Raw genomic sequence first — 14,003 nt, forward strand, 5'->3', positions numbered from 1 at the left:
AGGACAGCACCATGCACGCACCCACCCGAAGAGGCGTCCTGCTGGGCACGCTGGCCGTGGGCGCCGCCGCCGCGCTACCGGGCACGGCACACGCCGCGGCCGCCGTCCGGCACCACCCCGCTGCCCCCTGCCCCAACCCCCTCGTGCGGCAGCACGCCGACCCGCACATCCACCGCCACACCGACGGCTTCTACTACTTCACCGCGACCGTCCCGGAGTACGACCGCATCGTCCTGCGCCGCTCCCGCACGCTGCGCGGCCTGACGGACGCCGCCGAGGCAGTGCTGTGGCGCAAGCACACCACCGGTGAGATGGGCGCCCACATCTGGGCGCCGGAGATCCACCACATCGACGGCCGCTGGTACATCTACTTCGCCGCGGGCTCCGCCGAAGACATCTGGAAGATCCGGATGTACGTCCTGGAGAACAGCCACCCCGACCCCTTCAAGGGGACATGGACCGAGAAGGGCCGGCTCACCACCGCCTGGGACACCTTCTCCCTCGACGCCTCCACCTTCACCCACCACGGCGTCCGCTACCTGATCTGGGCCCAGCAGGAGCCGGGCATCGTGAACAACTCCAACCTCTACATCGCCCGGCTGCGCAACCCCTGGACGCTCGGCAGCCCGCCGGTCCGGCTCTCCTCCCCCACACTGGACTGGGAGACCATCGGCTTCAAGGTGAACGAGGGGCCCTCGGTCCTCGTACGCAACGGGAGGGTCTTCCTGACGTACTCCGCCAGCGCCACCGACAGCAACTACTGCATGGGGCTGCTGACCGCCGACGCGCGCGCCGACCTGCTCGACCCGGCCTCCTGGACCAAGTCCCCGGTACCGGTCTTCACCAGCAACGACGCCACCGGCCAGTACGGGCCCGGACACAACAGCTTCACGGTCGCCGAGGACGGCCGCACCGACGTCCTCGTGTACCACGCGCGGCAGTACAAGGACATCACCGGCGATCCCCTGAACGACCCCAACCGGCACACCCGCGTCCAGACCCTGGGCTGGCGCGCCGACGGCACGCCCGACTTCGGCGTGCCGGTGCCGGACACGGCCCGCTGACCGGCACGCCCTGTGCTCAGTCGCGGCGGGGGCGCAGGCCCGCGGCCTCCGCCGCGGAGTACAGGGAGCGGAGCGCCAGCAGCAGGATGCCGATGTCGTCGAGGTACACGGGGTCCGGCAGCAGGTCGACCGGGGAGACGAGGTAGAGGATCGCGCCCCAGAACACGGCCTTGTTCTGCACGGGGATGCCGGCCTCGCGCAGCAGCCCGCGGGCCTTGACCAGCCGCACCAGGAGGCGGACGGCGAGGACGAGCGTCACCAGGACGAGCACCCCCGCGACCACCACGACGATCCACGCTTCGGTGCTCATCCCGCCTCCTCGGTCCGCCGACGTGCCGTGCCCTCAAGCTTCGCACTGCGGCGGGCCGTACCGGGAACGCTCAGGCCCGGCCCGGGAGGGAGGAAGCACGGACCACCAGTTCCGGCGCGAGCACGACCTGGCGGTGCTCGTGCGCTTCCGCCTGGTCGCCGGTCTCCTCGATCAGCATCTCGGCCGCCGTCCGGCCCATCTGCCGGGCCGGCTGCCGTACGGAGGTGAGCGGCACGGCGGCGGCCGCGGCGAACTCGATGTCGTCGTACCCCACCAGGGCGATGTCGTCGGGGACCGCCACCCCGGCGTTGTAGAGCGCCTGGAACGCCCCGAGGGCGAGCAGGTCGTTGGCGCAGAACACGGCGGTCGGCCGGGGCGACATGCCCAGCAGCCGGGCGGCCGCGTCCCGGCCCGCCGCCACGTCCATCCGCTCGGTCTCGATGTGCCGCAGCGCCGACTCGGGCAGGCCCGCCTCGCGCAGCGCCTGCAGTGCCCCCGTACGCCGGTCCTGGCACTGGGTCAGGAACATCGGCCCGCTGATGTAGACCAGCCCTTCGTGGCCCTGTTCGACGAGGTGCCGGGCCGCCAGCGCGCCGCCGGCCACGTCGTCCACGGAGACCGAGCAGCCCTCGCCGCTGCCGAGGACGCGGTCGACGAAGACGAGCGGGATGCCGCGCGGCCGGAACCGTGCGAGCGTGCCGCCGGTCAGATCGGCCGGGGTGATCATCACGCCGCGTACCTGCTGCTCGGCGAAGAGGGAGAGGTAGTCGGACTCCTCGGCCGGGCTCTGGGCGCTGTTGCACAGCATCACGCCGAGCCCCGCCTTGCGCGCGGCGCGCTCCGCTCCCGCCGCGACGTCGACGAAGAAGGGGTTGGCCATGTCCAGCACGAGCAGCGCGATGATCCGGCTGCGGCCCGCGCGCAGCTGGCGCGCCGACTCGCTGCGGACGTAGCCGAGCGCCGTGATCGCCGCCTGGACCCGCTCCCTGGTCTCCCTCGCGACCATGTCGGGACGGTTGATCACATTGGAGACCGTGCCGATGGAGACGCCGGCCTGGCGTGCCACATCCTTGATACCCACCGTGTGCGCCACAGGCGCCATGCTACGCACTCCGCTTCCGGCACTCGACGCCGCCGGCCGCCGCGCCCCGTGGGGGCGAGCGCGGCGGCCGTCGGCCGTCCCGGCAGGGGCGCCCCTGCCGGGCGGCGTCGCGGGTTCTGCTCCACGACCTGCGCGGACGCGTTCCACGGCAGGCCGCTTCCTGACCGGGTCCTACTCGACGATCTTCAGCAGCTTGTTCGGCGTGCCCTCACCCGGGTTGGAGATCTTGTCCGGGGTGGCGCCGTCGGTCAGCGCCTTGGCGACATCGGCGGGCTTGGCGTCCTGGTGGCCTGCCAGGTAGACCGCGGCGGCACCCACGACGTGCGGGGTGGCCATCGAGGTGCCCGAGATGGTGTTGGTGGCGTCGTCACCCTCGTTCCAGTCCGACGTGATGTCGGTGCCCGGGGCGTAGATGTCGACGACGCTGCCGTAGTTCGAGTACTCCGCCTGCTTGTCGTCCTTGTCGCTGGCGGCCACCGTGATGGCCTCCTTGACGCGGGACGGCGAGCCCTGGCCGGCGTCGGTCGACTCGTTGCCGGCCGCGACACCGAAGGTGACACCGGACTCGACGGCCTTCTGCACGGCCGTGTCGAGCGCCTCGTCAGCGCCGCCGCCGAGGGACATGTTGGCGACCGAGGGGCCCTTGTGGTTCTTGGTCACCCAGTCGATGCCCGCCACGACCTGCTCGGTGGTGCCGGAGCCCTGGTCGTCCAGCACGCGGACGGCGACGATCTTGGCCTTCTTGGCGACGCCGTGCGCGGCACCGGCGATGGTGCCGGCGACGTGCGTGCCGTGGCCGTTGCCGTCGTCGGCGTCGTCGTCGTTGTCGACCGCGTCGAAGCCGGAGGACGCGCGGCCCTCGAAGTCCTTGTGCGTGGTGCGGACGCCGGTGTCGATGACGTACGCGGTGACACCCTCACCCGCGCTGTCCGGGTAGGTGTACTTCTTGTCGCCCGCGGTGTCCTCCTGGTCGATGCGGTCCAGGCCCCACGAAGGCGGGTTGTCCTGGGTACCGTCGATGGAGAACTTCTTGTTCTGGACGACCTTGTCGACGGCCGGGTCGGCGGCGAGCCGCTTGGCCTCGGTCTCGTTCAGCCCGGTGGCGGAGAAGCCGTCGATGGCCGAGCTGTAGGTGCGCTTGACCTTGCCGCCGTACTCCGCGGCGAGGTCCTTGCTCTCCGCCGTACGGGCCTGGTCCTTGAGCATGACGATGTAGCTGCCGCTGACGGCGGACTTGGCACTCGCTCCGTAGATCTTCCCCTCTGCGGGGGAGGCGTCGGCGGTGACCGCGGTGACGGCCGCGATGCCGGTGGCGGCGACTACGGCGGTTATGCCGGTGATCAGCCGCTTCTTGCTGGAACGCTTGTGAGCCATGGCGAGGGTTCTCCTCGTTCGTGGTGTGGGGGGAAAGCGTTGCGTGATCGCCCGGAGAAACAAGAAGATCTCCGCCGGGCTGGCTCGAAACCCTGACTGATTGACGCGTCCAATTCAAGGGCCCCCCGCCGGTGTGACATAGGCAACAAGATTGCAAAATTGCAAATACCGTCACACTCGGTCAAATTGAGCACTCGCCTTGACTCTGGTTGCCTCAACTCCCGTCACATTGCAGCAACATGAGGAAATAATTGCTTCCTGGGAGTGGACAAGGCTCAGCGCTGGTACCGGGCGAGCACGAGGTTGCCGTCCTCGACGAGCCGGTTCTCCAGCTCCGCCATCCCGATCGCCCCGCTGTAGTACTCCTGGAGTCCCGGCGTGGCGATCTTGTCCTTCCACTCCGGGTAGCCGCGCACGGACTGGGCCGGCGCCGCGTGGAGCGAGCCGGCGAGCGCCGTACCGGTCGCCCAGCCGTACTTCCGCACCCGCAGCCGCGGGTCCCGGAGCGCGGTCGTGCCCGTGGGCAGCATCCAGTCGCCGAGCGCCAGCCGCGCCATGTTGGCGGGCTCCAGCAGGAAGGCGATGAAGGCCATCGCCGATTCCTTCCGCGGGCAGTCCGCGGCGATCGAGAGCGTCTGCGGGCTCACGCCCTGGGCCGGCGCGCCGTCCGCCGGGGCCGGGAGCACCGTCCAGTCGAATCCCTCGGGGGCCTGCTGAACGATCTGCTGCCGGTACGAGAACCCGAGCGGCACCATCGCGTACCGCTCCGCGAAGAAGCCGGGGAGCGTGTCGGAGCCGCCCATGCCCAGCGTGGTGCGTGCCGCGCTGCCGTCGACGTTCACCTGGTCGTGGACGGTCCGCGGGACGACCTGGTCGGCGGCGTCGAACCGGACCTCGGCCCGGCCGTCGGCCCGGCGGTGGAAGAGCCGGCCGCCGGTGGAGAGCGCGAGATTGAGGGTGGCCGACACCGGTTCCTTCAGCGGCCAGGCCACTCCGTACCGGCGGTCGCCGGCCCGGCTCCCGGCGGGGCTCCCTGTGCGGCCCCCGGCGCGGCTCAGCTTCTCGGCCGCCGCGCGGAACTCCGCCCAGCTCCAGGGCTCCTCCGGCGTGGGGACGCGCACCCCGGAAGCGGCGCGCAGCAGCTCCCGGTTGGCGATCAGGACGCGCGGCTCCTGGAGGAACGGCACGCCGTACACCCGCCCGTCGAACGTGCCGGTCCGCCAGCTGTGCCGCGGAATGTCGGCGGCGAGCCGGTCGGGCAGCAGGCCGGTGAGGTCGGCGAGGTTGCCGCCGTACGCGAAGTCCGCGAGGTCGTCGGCGGCGTCGTGGATGATGTCGGGCGCCTCGCCGCCTTCGAAGGCGGTCAGCAGCTGGTCGTGCACGGTGGGCCAGGCGCCCTGCACGTACTCGACGCTGGTGCGCGGGTGCCGCCGGTTCCACTCCTCGACCAGCGCCTTGTTGGCCGCCACGGACTCCGCCTGCCAGGCGAGCGACTGGAACCGCAGCGGCCGCCGGCGCGCCGCCGCGTCACCCCCGCCGGAACACCCGGCGAGCAGGGCCCCCGCGCCGGCGCTCCCCAGGGAGGCGGCCCCCACGGAGGCGGCGGCGCTCAGGAAGGTACGCCGGCGCACCGGGGCGTGGGCGGGCGCGGCGGCGCCCGTCGTAGGCGCGGCGGCGCCCGTCGTAGGCGCGGCGGCGCCCGTCGTAGGCACGGCGGCAGCCTTCGTAGGCACGGCAGCAGCCTTCGTAGGCACGGCGGCAGCCTTCGCGGGCGCGGCGGCAGCCTTCGTGGGCGCGGGCATCAGTGCTTCACCGCCCCGGCGAGCATGCCGCCCGTGATGCGGCGCTGAATGACGGCGAAGAGGACCAGCCCGGGCAGGGTGGCGAGGAGCGCGGCGGCCGCGAGCGGGCCGAGGTCGGCGACGCCCTCGGCCCCGAGGAAGTGCGTGAGCACGACCGGCATCGTCTGTTTCTCCGGCGACTTGAGCAGCACGAGAGCGAAGAAGAACTCGTTCCAGGCGGTGATGAAGGCGAACAGCCCGGTGGCGACGATGCCCGGCACGAGGAGCGGCGCGGTCACGGACACGAGGGTGCGGACCCGGCCCGCCCCGTCCACGGCTGCCGCCTCCTCCAGTTCGGCCGGCACGGCCCGTACGTACCCGGTGAGCATCCACAGCGCGAACGGCAGCGACCACACGAGGTACACGAGGGTGAGCCCGCCGAGCGAGTCCACCAGGCCCACCGCCTTCAGCAGCAGGAACAGCGGGATGATGACGAGGACCAGCGGGAACGCCTGGCTGACCACCACCCACCCGGTCGCCGCCCGCGCCATGCGGGTGCGGAAGCGCGCGAGGACGTACGCCATCGGCGTGGCCACCACGACGGACAGCACCGCGGCCCCGGCCGCCGCGAGCAGGCTGTTGGCGGCCGAACGCAGCAGCGGCTGCTCGGCGAAGGCGGCCCGGAAGTTGCCGAGGGTGGGGTCGTGCGGGATCCAGCTGGGGGCGATGCTGCCCAGCTCGCGCGGCGGCTTGAAGGCCGTGGACAGCAGCCACAGGAAGGGCACCAGCAGGAAGACCAGATAGCCGAGCAGAGCCAGGTACTGGCCCGCACGGGCCGCGGCAGTACGCCTGCGACGAGCGGTCATCGGCCGTCCTCTGCGACGGGCGGTCATCGGCCGTCCTCCTCGGACCGCAGCCGGCCCGCCAGGTAGACGGCCAGCAGGACGGCGATGACGGCGACCATGGCGAGCCCCATCGCCGCCGCGTACCCGAACTGCCCGTACCGGAACGCCTCCTCGTACGCGAACAGCATCGGCAGCCGGGTGCGCCCGCCGGGACCGCCGTCCGTCAGCACGAAGACCAGCGCGAACGAGTTGAAGTTCCAGATGAAGTTCAGCGCGGTGATGGCCAGCGCCACCGGACGCAGCGCGGGCCAGGTCACCGTACGGAACCGCCGCCAGGCGCCCGCGCCGTCCATGGCCGCCGCTTCGTGCAGCTCACGCGGCACGTTCTGCAGGCCGGCGAGCAGCGGCACGGTGGTCTGCGGCAGACCCGCCCAGATGCCGACGACGATGACGGCGGGCAGCGCGGTCGCCAGGCCGCTCAGCCAGTCGTGGCCGCCGCCGAACCCGAAGGTGCGCAGCGTGTCGTTCAGCACGCCCGCGTCCGGGTGGTACACCAGCCGCCACATGATGCCGACCACGACCTCGGGCATCGCCCACGGCACGATGGCCAGCGCCCGGGCCAGCCAGCGCAGCCGCAGCTTCTCGTTGAGCAGCAGGGCGAGGCCCAGCGCGAGGAAGAACTGCGGGACGGTGACGCCCACCGCCCAGACCAGCCCGATCCGGAAGGACTCCCAGAACAGCGTGTCCTGCAACAGGTCGCTGAAGTTCAGCAGCCCCACCCAGCGGGTGGGTTCGGTACGCCCCGACTGCGCGTCCGTGAAGGCCAGCGACACTCCGTACAGGAGCGGGCCGACGCTCAGCACGAGGATCGGTATCAGCGCGGGCAGCACGAGGAACCACACGCCGTGGTCACGGCGCGGTCCCGCACCGGCCGGTCGGCGGGCGGACCGCCGTGGCGCGGTCACGAGGGTCACGGCGGGGCTCCTTGACGCGGCTCGGTCCGAAACGTCCGGTACATCCGATACGGAACGGCCGCGCGCGCCCGTACACGCGGACAGCCGACGTCATAGTCGTAACCCCCCGCGACGCCGTCAAGCCATCGCGGGGGCGGGTGAGCGGCGGGACGGCGGGAAGCGGAGGGGCGGGGCCGTCTGGGTCGGGGCGCGTGGCCCGGCGGGCGGTGCGTGGCCCGGCGGGGGTGGGTCGCCCTAGCAGGGATCGGAGTCGCCCCCGCGGGGATCGGAGTCGCCCTGGACGGGCGAGGATCGGGGCCGTCCGGTGCGGGCGGGGTCCCGGCCGTCCCGGGTGGTGCGGGCCCGGTGGGGGTGGGGTCCGGGCCGTCCGGTGCGGGCGGGGTCGGGGCCAGCCCGGGTGGTGCGTGGTCCGTCGCGGGTGGGTTGTCGGACCCGCCTGAGAGACTGTGGGTGATCGAGACACCGGAGCGGTCGGAGCACCGGGGTGCTCACGGAGCGCAGGAGGCAGCAGCATGACCGAGGCCAGCGGCGGAGCCGGCTCCGTGCCGGGCACACCCTTCACGGAGGCGCGCGCACGGGAGGTGCTGGCCGCGGCCGGACGACCGGACGCCGCGGCGGACGCCAAGCTGCTCGCCCTCGGCGAGAACGCCGTCTTCGCGGTCGGCGACACCGGCCCCGTGATCCGGGTGGGCCGCAGCGCCGAACTGCTCGCCCGCGCCGAGCGGGAGCTGCGGGTGGCCCGCTGGCTGGCGGAGTCGGACGTGCCGGCGGTGCGCGCCGCCGAGCCCGAGGCGAGGCTGGTGGACGGCCACCCCGTCACCTTCTGGGAGCGGCTGCCCGAGCCGATACGCCCCGCCGGGCCCGCCGACCTCGCCGAGCTGCTGCGACGGGTGCACGCCCTGCCCGAGCCGCCGTTCGAGCTGCCCCGGCGGGAGCTGCTGGGCGGCGTGGAGCGCTGGCTGCGGCTGGCGGGGGACGCGGTGTCACGGGAGGACGCGGAGTACCTGCGCGGCCGGCGGGACGCGTTCGCCGCCGCGGCGACGGCCCTGGAGCCGCACCTGCCGCGCGGCCCCATCCACGGAGACGCGCTGCCGCGGAACGTCCATGTCGGCCCCGACGGCCCGGTCCTGGTCGACCTGGAGACCTTCTCCCGCGACCTGCGCGAGCACGACCTCGTGGTCATGGCCCTCAGCCGCGACCGGTACGGCCTGGGTGCCGAGGCGTACGACATCTTCGTACGGGCCTACGGCTGGGACGTCCGGGACTGGGAGGGCTGTGCCGTATTGCGCGGCTCCCGCGAGACCGCGAGCTGCGCCTGGGTCTCCCAGCACGCCCCGGGCAACCCCGCGGCCCTGAAGGAGTTCCGCAGCCGCATCGCCTCCCTCCGCGAGGGCGACGCCTCGGTGCGCTGGTACCCCTTCTGACACCCCGTCGGAGCGAGGCGGCCTCCCGGCCCGGTGGAGAGGGGCGGCCTCCCGGCCCCAATGGAGCGAGGCGGTACCGCGACCCGGGCAGAGCGCCCCGGTACCGTGGCCCCATCGGAGCGACGCGGTTCCGCGGCCCGGGCGGAGCGGCGCCGTACCGCGGTTTATTCGGTACCGCCCGCGCCCTCTCACGGACTAACGTCCCGCCCCATGCCCGACACCACGCCTCCCGTGCGTCCCACACCGCCAGCGAACGCGACACAGCCGGCACCCGCGAACGCGGCACAGCCGGCGTCCAGGGCCGACGACGGGCCACCGCGGCTCACCCGGCTCGACTTCCACGGACCGCTGTCCGAGGAACGCGCCGGGCGGATGATCCAGCGGCTCGCCGCCGCCCGTCCGGCCACCGTGCTGGACATCGGCTGCGGCTGGGGCGAGTTCATGCTGCGGGTACTCGACGCCACGCCCGGCGCCACCGGGGTCGGCATCGACCTCGCCGCTGACGACCTCGCCAGGGGCCGGACCAACGCCGCGGCCCGCGGACTCGCCGACCGCGTGGAGTTCGCCGAGGAGTCCGGGCACGGCACGGCCAGGGGCCCCGCCGACCTCGTCCTGTGCCTCGGCGCCGGCCACGCCGTGAGCGGCCCCGAGTCGCCGCACAACTTCCGCACCGTACTGCGCGAACTGCGCCGCCTCGTCGCCCCCGGCGGCCGCGTGCTGTACGGCGAGGGCTTCTGGCAGCGCCCGCCGGCCACGGCGGAACTGGCGCGGATGTGGCCGGGCGCCACCGCCGAGGAGCACGTGAGCCTGGCAGAACTGGTCGACCTCGCCGTCGAAGCCGGCTTCCGCCCGGCCTGGGTGGAGACCGCGAACAGCGACGAGTGGGAGACGTTCGAGTCGGGCTACCGCAGCGACGTGGAGGAATGGCTGGCCACTCATCCCGACCACCCGCTGGCTCCCGAGACCCGCGAACGCGCCGACACGCACCGCACATCCTGGCTCAGCGGCTACCGTGACCTCCTCGGCATCGCCTACCTGACCCTGATCCCGACCGAGCCCCCGGCCCACCCGTAACGAACCCCTCCTTCCCTCTCCCCCTCCCCCTCGCCCGCACTCCCCTCCACCACCGCCGCCTCGCCCCCGCTCCCCCGCCGTTCGCTCGCCCTCTCGTTCCTCTCGTCCTCTCGTCTGGAGTCATCGATGGCCGTTCGCCGTGTCGTGCCCAATGTCCCCTCCGAGGCGATGGAGGAGAGCCGGGATTTCTACGGGCTGCTGGGCTTCGAGGAGGTCATGGACCTGGGGTGGATCACGACGCTCGCCTCCCCGTCCCATCCGGCCGCGCAGGTCAGCTTCATGACGGCCGACCGGACGGGTCCGGTCGTCCCCGACATGAGCGTGGAGGTGGAGGACGTGGACGCGGCCTACGAGGCGATGCGGGAGAGGGGCGCGGAGATCGTCCACCCGTTGCAGGACGAGGAGTGGGGCGTACGGCGCTTCTTCGTCCGCGACCCCAACGGCAAGGTGGTCAACGTGCTGAGCCACCGCCGCTGACCCCCGCCCTCACGCCCTCACTCGCGCCGCGCCTCACCCCCGCGGTATCAGCGGCCAGGCCGGTTCCACGTGGGCCGCGGGGTTGCTCGTACGGCGCAAGTAGCGCTGGAAGGAGGCGGCCTGGTCCGCCGCCGCCCGGCGCTGGAGGGCATGCAGCGCGGGCAGCGTGAGCCCGGCGACCTCCGGGTGCTTCGCGCCTATTCGGCGGGCCACGCCGACCGCGGCCACGGCGTCCGCCCCCGCTTCGTGCGCCGCGTCCAGCGCCACGCCGTAATGCGCGCACAGCGCCTGAAGGGTGCGCTTCCCCTTTCGGTAGGGGTCGAGGTGCTTGTCGAGGACGAGCGGGTCGACGACCGGCGCCGGGTCCGTGCCGAGCCGTTCGGACAGCGGCTCCACGCCGTGCCGCCGGCACTCGCGGTCCAGCAGCGAGAGGTCGTACCGGGCGTTCATCACCACGAGCGGGAGGCCCGCGCCCAGCGCGGCGGCGAGCGCATCGGTGATCTCGGCCAGGCCCACGGCGGCCGGACGGCCGTGCTGCCGCACGTAGTCGGTCGAGAAGCCGTGGATGGCCGAGGCCTCGGACGGTATCGGCACGCCCGGGTCGAGGACCCAGCTCAGTGCCGGTGCCGCCGCTCCCGCCCCGTCGAGCCGGATGACGGCGGCGGTGACGACCCGGTCGGTCTCGACGTCGGTGCCCGTGGTCTCCAGGTCGAAGCCGACCAGTGGTTCCTTGTGCCAGCTCATGCGGCCTCCTTCGGTGGTGCGTCCCCCGTGTCGCACGCGATCGTCCGCCCGTGTCGTACGGCTGTGATCTCGTGTTCCCTCACTCTCCCACGCACCACTGACAACGCCGCCGGATCCCCTCGCCGGCCCGCCCCGACTCGCCGGCGCGCGCCTCCCGCCGCCGGCACCCGCGTCCCACAACCACCCGGCGCGCCCCGCCCGCCGCCCGTAGGGTCGCCGGTATGGATCTTCAACTGGCCGGACGGCGCGCGGTGGTGACGGGAAGCAGCGGCGGCATCGGGGCGGCGGTCGCCGGGATGCTGGCGGCAGAGGGCTGTGACGTGCTGGTGCACGGGCGGAACGCGGACGCCGCCGCCGGGGTCGCGCGCCGGGTGACGGACCACGGCGTCCGCGCCGACGTCGTGCTCGGCGACCTCGGGGAGCCCGGCGGCGTGGAGCGGGTGGCCGCCGCGGCGCGCGACTTCGGGGCGCACGTCCTGGTCAACAACGCCGGGCCGTTCGTGGAGCACGACTGGGACTCCGTACGGCCCGAAGACTGGCGGACGGCGTTCGAGGGCAACGTGTTCTCCGCGGCGCGGCTCACCCAGGCACTGCTGCCCTCGCTGCGCGCGCACGGCTGGGGCCGGGTGATCAACATCGGCACCCGGGCGGTACGGACCCCGCTGCCCAACATGGTCGAGTACTCCGCCGCCAAGGCCGCCGTGGTGAACATGACGACCAGCCTGGCCGGGCACCTGGCCGGCACGGGCGTCACGGCGAACTGCGTCAGCCCCGGTGTCATCGAAACACCCTCGATGCGCCGGATGTTCGAGGAGCGCGGCGAGACGGCGGCGGACGCGGCGGCCCGGTACGCGCCCAATCCCGTGGGGCGCCTGGGGCGCGCCGAGGACATCGCGGGCGCGGTGCTGTACCTCGCGAGCCCCCTGGCCGACTACGTCAACGGCATCGAGCTGCGGGTGGACGGCGGCATCACGGGCACGCCCTGACACGCCCTGAACCGTGGCCGGGACCGCTGAGCCGTGGCCGGGACCGCCCGGGACCGCGGCCGGGACGCCCGGGTCCGCGGCCGGGACGCCCGGGACCGCGGCCGGTGAGGCACCGGGCCTCAGTGTCAGGACACCGGCCGCGCGTCCGCCCACACGCTCTCGAACTCCTCGCGGTACACCTCGAAGAGTCCGTGGTCGCTCTCCCGGCCGTCCTCGTGGCGCACGACCTCCCGGCCGCCGCCGCGCAGCACCAGGACCGGCACCTCCATGCCGCGGCTCTTGCGGAGGTAGGACTGCACGACGGCGATGCCGCCCGGGCCGTCGCCGTCGACGAGGTACGCCGTGAAGCGCGGGGTCTCGTCGAAGACCTGGATCTCGAACGCACCGGGGTCGCGCAGCCGGGCCCGCACCCGCCGCATGTGCATGATGTTCATCTCGATCGACCGGCTCATCTCGCCCTTCTTCAGGCCCAGCTCCCGCTCACGGCGGCGGACCGCGCTGCTGGCCGGGTTGAGGAAGAGCAGCCGTACGCGGCAGCCGGACTCGGCGAGCCGGACCAGCCGGCGGCCCGAGTAGTTCTGGACGAGCAGGTTCAGGCCGATGCCGACGGCGTCGAGGCGGCGCGCGCCGCCGAAGAGGTCCTCGGCGGGCAGCTGGCGCTGGAGGCGTACCCGGTCGGAGTGAACGCCCACGACGTCGGCGTAGCGGTCGCCCACGAGGTCCTCGACCGCGTCGATGGGCAGCCGCCCGGCCGTACGGGTGCCGATGCCGGAGCCCAGTATCTCCAGGAGGCGCGCGGAGGCGCGTTCGGCCTGGGCGAGCACCGTCTCGGAGAGCGCGCGGTTGCGGGAGACGATGTTCCGGGCCACCTCCAGCTCGTCCAGCCCCAGCTCGACGTCGCGCCGGTCGTCGAAGTACGGCTCGAAGCAGGGCCAGTGCTGGACCATCAGCTCGCGCAGCTGCGGAAGGGTGAGGAAGCTGATGATGTTGTCGTCGGCCGGGTCGAGGAGGTAGCCCTTGCGGCGGCTGACCTCGCGTACGGCGACGGCACGCTGCACCCACTCCTGGCCGGCGGGCCCGGCCGCCGCGACCACCCATTCGTCGCCGTGCACCGGCTCGTAGATGGGGCGCAGCACGGCCGCGACCACGGCACGCAGCCGCTGTTCGACCAGATTGAGCCAGATGTAGGCACGCCCGGCGCGTCTGGCGCGGGTGCGTACCTCGCTCCAGGCCTCGGCGTCCCACTCCAGCTCCGCCCCGATCTCCAGGGGGCGTGCGAGGGACACCGCGCCGGGCGGTGCGTCGATGGAGCCGCCCTCATGACCATCGTCACCAGGAGGCAACTCCAACCCGCCCGAGCTCACCTGTACACCGCCTTCCGAACCTCCGTGCCAACGATCAAGGCACCCTACTGCGGGTCCGGGAGAGGGTGCAGCCGGATGCGCCGACTCTTCCACCAACTCCCCTTATTCGCCGTGCCCGTTGTGTCCGGAAAGGGAAGCGGGCGTGAGCGGAGTCATAGTCGTGCGGCGGGGAGCCGCACGGGAGTCCCGGCGGACTCTCCCCTCGTCACGCACCTCGTCAGGGGTACGGAGGGATTCCGGAGGCCGTCGGGAACGAGGCCGAAAATGATTGCCCAGGAGTCGCGACACGCCCAGTAAGCACCTTGCGGCGCATTATGTCGCTATACATCGTGATTGAGGTCGGACACCTGATCGTTCCCCCGGTCGGAGGACCCTCATTCGCGGCAGGTTGCCTGACTTTCGGCGAAGATCTCGCGAACGTCCCACTGTTTGGCGCTCATCGGGGAAGAATTCCGGTTCGGTCCGCGGTCGTCAGTCCGTCGCG

At 72.8% G+C, this 14,003-nt stretch carries 13 protein-coding genes; 5 read left to right on the top strand and 8 right to left on the bottom strand.

The window, feature by feature from the left end; genetic code table 11:
• The first annotated feature begins 11 nt into the window (after nucleotides 1-11).
• Nucleotides 12-1,064, top strand: a complete 1,053-nt coding sequence (locus ACIGQF_RS35565; RefSeq protein WP_399719265.1) for a family 43 glycosylhydrolase — start codon at nucleotides 12-14, stop codon at nucleotides 1,062-1,064.
• A gap of 16 nt (nucleotides 1,065-1,080) precedes the next feature.
• Here ACIGQF_RS35565 and ACIGQF_RS35570 read toward each other — a convergent pair whose 3' ends face one another.
• From ACIGQF_RS35570 to ACIGQF_RS35595, 6 genes are all read right to left on the bottom strand, one after another.
• The gene (locus ACIGQF_RS35570) at nucleotides 1,081-1,374 is read right to left on the bottom strand and encodes a YkvA family protein (RefSeq protein WP_399719268.1); all 294 of its coding nucleotides are present in this window, start codon (nucleotides 1,372-1,374) and stop codon (nucleotides 1,081-1,083) included.
• A gap of 70 nt (nucleotides 1,375-1,444) precedes the next feature.
• On the bottom strand, nucleotides 1,445-2,467 hold the full coding sequence (locus ACIGQF_RS35575; protein WP_399719271.1) for a LacI family DNA-binding transcriptional regulator: 1,023 nt from the start codon (nucleotides 2,465-2,467) through the stop codon (nucleotides 1,445-1,447).
• A 180-nt stretch (nucleotides 2,468-2,647) separates the two neighbouring features.
• Nucleotides 2,648-3,850, bottom strand: a complete 1,203-nt coding sequence (locus tag ACIGQF_RS35580; RefSeq protein ID WP_399719274.1) for a S8 family serine peptidase — start codon at nucleotides 3,848-3,850, stop codon at nucleotides 2,648-2,650.
• Between the two features lie 275 nt (nucleotides 3,851-4,125).
• Nucleotides 4,126-5,445 (bottom strand): ABC transporter substrate-binding protein, encoded by a 1,320-nt coding sequence (locus tag ACIGQF_RS35585; protein ID WP_399719416.1) that lies wholly within the window; start codon nucleotides 5,443-5,445, stop codon nucleotides 4,126-4,128.
• A gap of 206 nt (nucleotides 5,446-5,651) precedes the next feature.
• Nucleotides 5,652-6,524, bottom strand: a complete 873-nt coding sequence (locus ACIGQF_RS35590; protein ID WP_399719277.1) for a carbohydrate ABC transporter permease — start codon at nucleotides 6,522-6,524, stop codon at nucleotides 5,652-5,654.
• Entirely contained in the window at nucleotides 6,521-7,450 is a 930-nt protein-coding gene (locus tag ACIGQF_RS35595; RefSeq protein WP_399719280.1) for a carbohydrate ABC transporter permease, read from the bottom strand. The genes ACIGQF_RS35590 and ACIGQF_RS35595 overlap by 4 nt, the downstream gene beginning before the upstream one ends.
• A 512-nt stretch (nucleotides 7,451-7,962) precedes the next feature.
• Here ACIGQF_RS35595 and ACIGQF_RS35600 point away from each other — a divergent pair.
• The 3 genes from ACIGQF_RS35600 (at nucleotide 7,963) to ACIGQF_RS35610 (ending at nucleotide 10,425) form a co-directional block, all read left to right on the top strand.
• Entirely contained in the window at nucleotides 7,963-8,874 is a 912-nt protein-coding gene (locus tag ACIGQF_RS35600; protein WP_399719283.1) for an aminoglycoside phosphotransferase family protein, read from the top strand.
• A 210-nt stretch (nucleotides 8,875-9,084) separates the two neighbouring features.
• Entirely contained in the window at nucleotides 9,085-9,948 is an 864-nt protein-coding gene (locus tag ACIGQF_RS35605) for an SAM-dependent methyltransferase (RefSeq protein WP_399719286.1), read from the top strand.
• 126 nt (nucleotides 9,949-10,074) lie between these two features.
• A complete protein-coding gene (locus ACIGQF_RS35610; protein ID WP_399719288.1) occupies nucleotides 10,075-10,425 on the top strand; it encodes a VOC family protein in 351 nt (116 codons plus the stop codon).
• A 33-nt stretch (nucleotides 10,426-10,458) separates the two neighbouring features.
• On the opposite strand, the gene ACIGQF_RS35615 is transcribed toward ACIGQF_RS35610, so the two are convergent.
• Nucleotides 10,459-11,169, bottom strand: a complete 711-nt coding sequence (locus tag ACIGQF_RS35615) for an exonuclease domain-containing protein (protein WP_399719291.1) — start codon at nucleotides 11,167-11,169, stop codon at nucleotides 10,459-10,461.
• Nucleotides 11,170-11,390: 221 nt separating this feature from the next.
• Here ACIGQF_RS35615 and ACIGQF_RS35620 point away from each other — a divergent pair, with 221 nt between their 5' ends.
• Nucleotides 11,391-12,155: an SDR family NAD(P)-dependent oxidoreductase gene (locus ACIGQF_RS35620; protein WP_399719295.1), complete on the top strand. Its 765-nt coding sequence runs from the start codon at nucleotides 11,391-11,393 to the stop codon at nucleotides 12,153-12,155.
• Nucleotides 12,156-12,280: 125 nt separating this feature from the next.
• Here the strand turns inward: ACIGQF_RS35620 and ACIGQF_RS35625 are convergent, their stop codons facing one another.
• Complete coding sequence (locus ACIGQF_RS35625) at nucleotides 12,281-13,519, bottom strand: SAV2148 family HEPN domain-containing protein (protein ID WP_361565340.1); 1,239 nt, start codon at nucleotides 13,517-13,519, stop codon at nucleotides 12,281-12,283.
• Nucleotides 13,520-14,003: the final 484 nt, after the last annotated feature.

The sequence above is a fragment of the Streptomyces sp. NPDC053560 genome (assembly GCF_044544605.1).
In the GTDB taxonomy this organism is placed as follows: Bacteria; Actinomycetota; Actinomycetes; order Streptomycetales; family Streptomycetaceae; genus Streptomyces.

What these genes read in the sequence shown, in the direction of transcription:
- ACIGQF_RS35565 (WP_399719265.1), top strand. Translation starts at nt 12, where the DNA reads ATGCACGCACCCACCCGAAGAGGCGTCCTGCTGGGCACGCTGGCCGTG.
- ACIGQF_RS35570 (WP_399719268.1), bottom strand. Translation starts at nt 1,374, where the DNA reads ATGAGCACCGAAGCGTGGATCGTCGTGGTGGTCGCGGGGGTGCTCGTC.
- ACIGQF_RS35580 (WP_399719274.1), bottom strand. Translation starts at nt 3,850, where the DNA reads ATGGCTCACAAGCGTTCCAGCAAGAAGCGGCTGATCACCGGCATAACC.
- ACIGQF_RS35590 (WP_399719277.1), bottom strand. Translation starts at nt 6,524, where the DNA reads ATGACCGCCCGTCGCAGAGGACGGCCGATGACCGCTCGTCGCAGGCGT.
- ACIGQF_RS35600 (WP_399719283.1), top strand. Translation starts at nt 7,963, where the DNA reads ATGACCGAGGCCAGCGGCGGAGCCGGCTCCGTGCCGGGCACACCCTTC.
- ACIGQF_RS35605 (WP_399719286.1), top strand. Translation starts at nt 9,085, where the DNA reads ATGCCCGACACCACGCCTCCCGTGCGTCCCACACCGCCAGCGAACGCG.
- ACIGQF_RS35610 (WP_399719288.1), top strand. Translation starts at nt 10,075, where the DNA reads ATGGCCGTTCGCCGTGTCGTGCCCAATGTCCCCTCCGAGGCGATGGAG.
- ACIGQF_RS35615 (WP_399719291.1), bottom strand. Translation starts at nt 11,169, where the DNA reads ATGAGCTGGCACAAGGAACCACTGGTCGGCTTCGACCTGGAGACCACG.
- ACIGQF_RS35620 (WP_399719295.1), top strand. Translation starts at nt 11,391, where the DNA reads ATGGATCTTCAACTGGCCGGACGGCGCGCGGTGGTGACGGGAAGCAGC.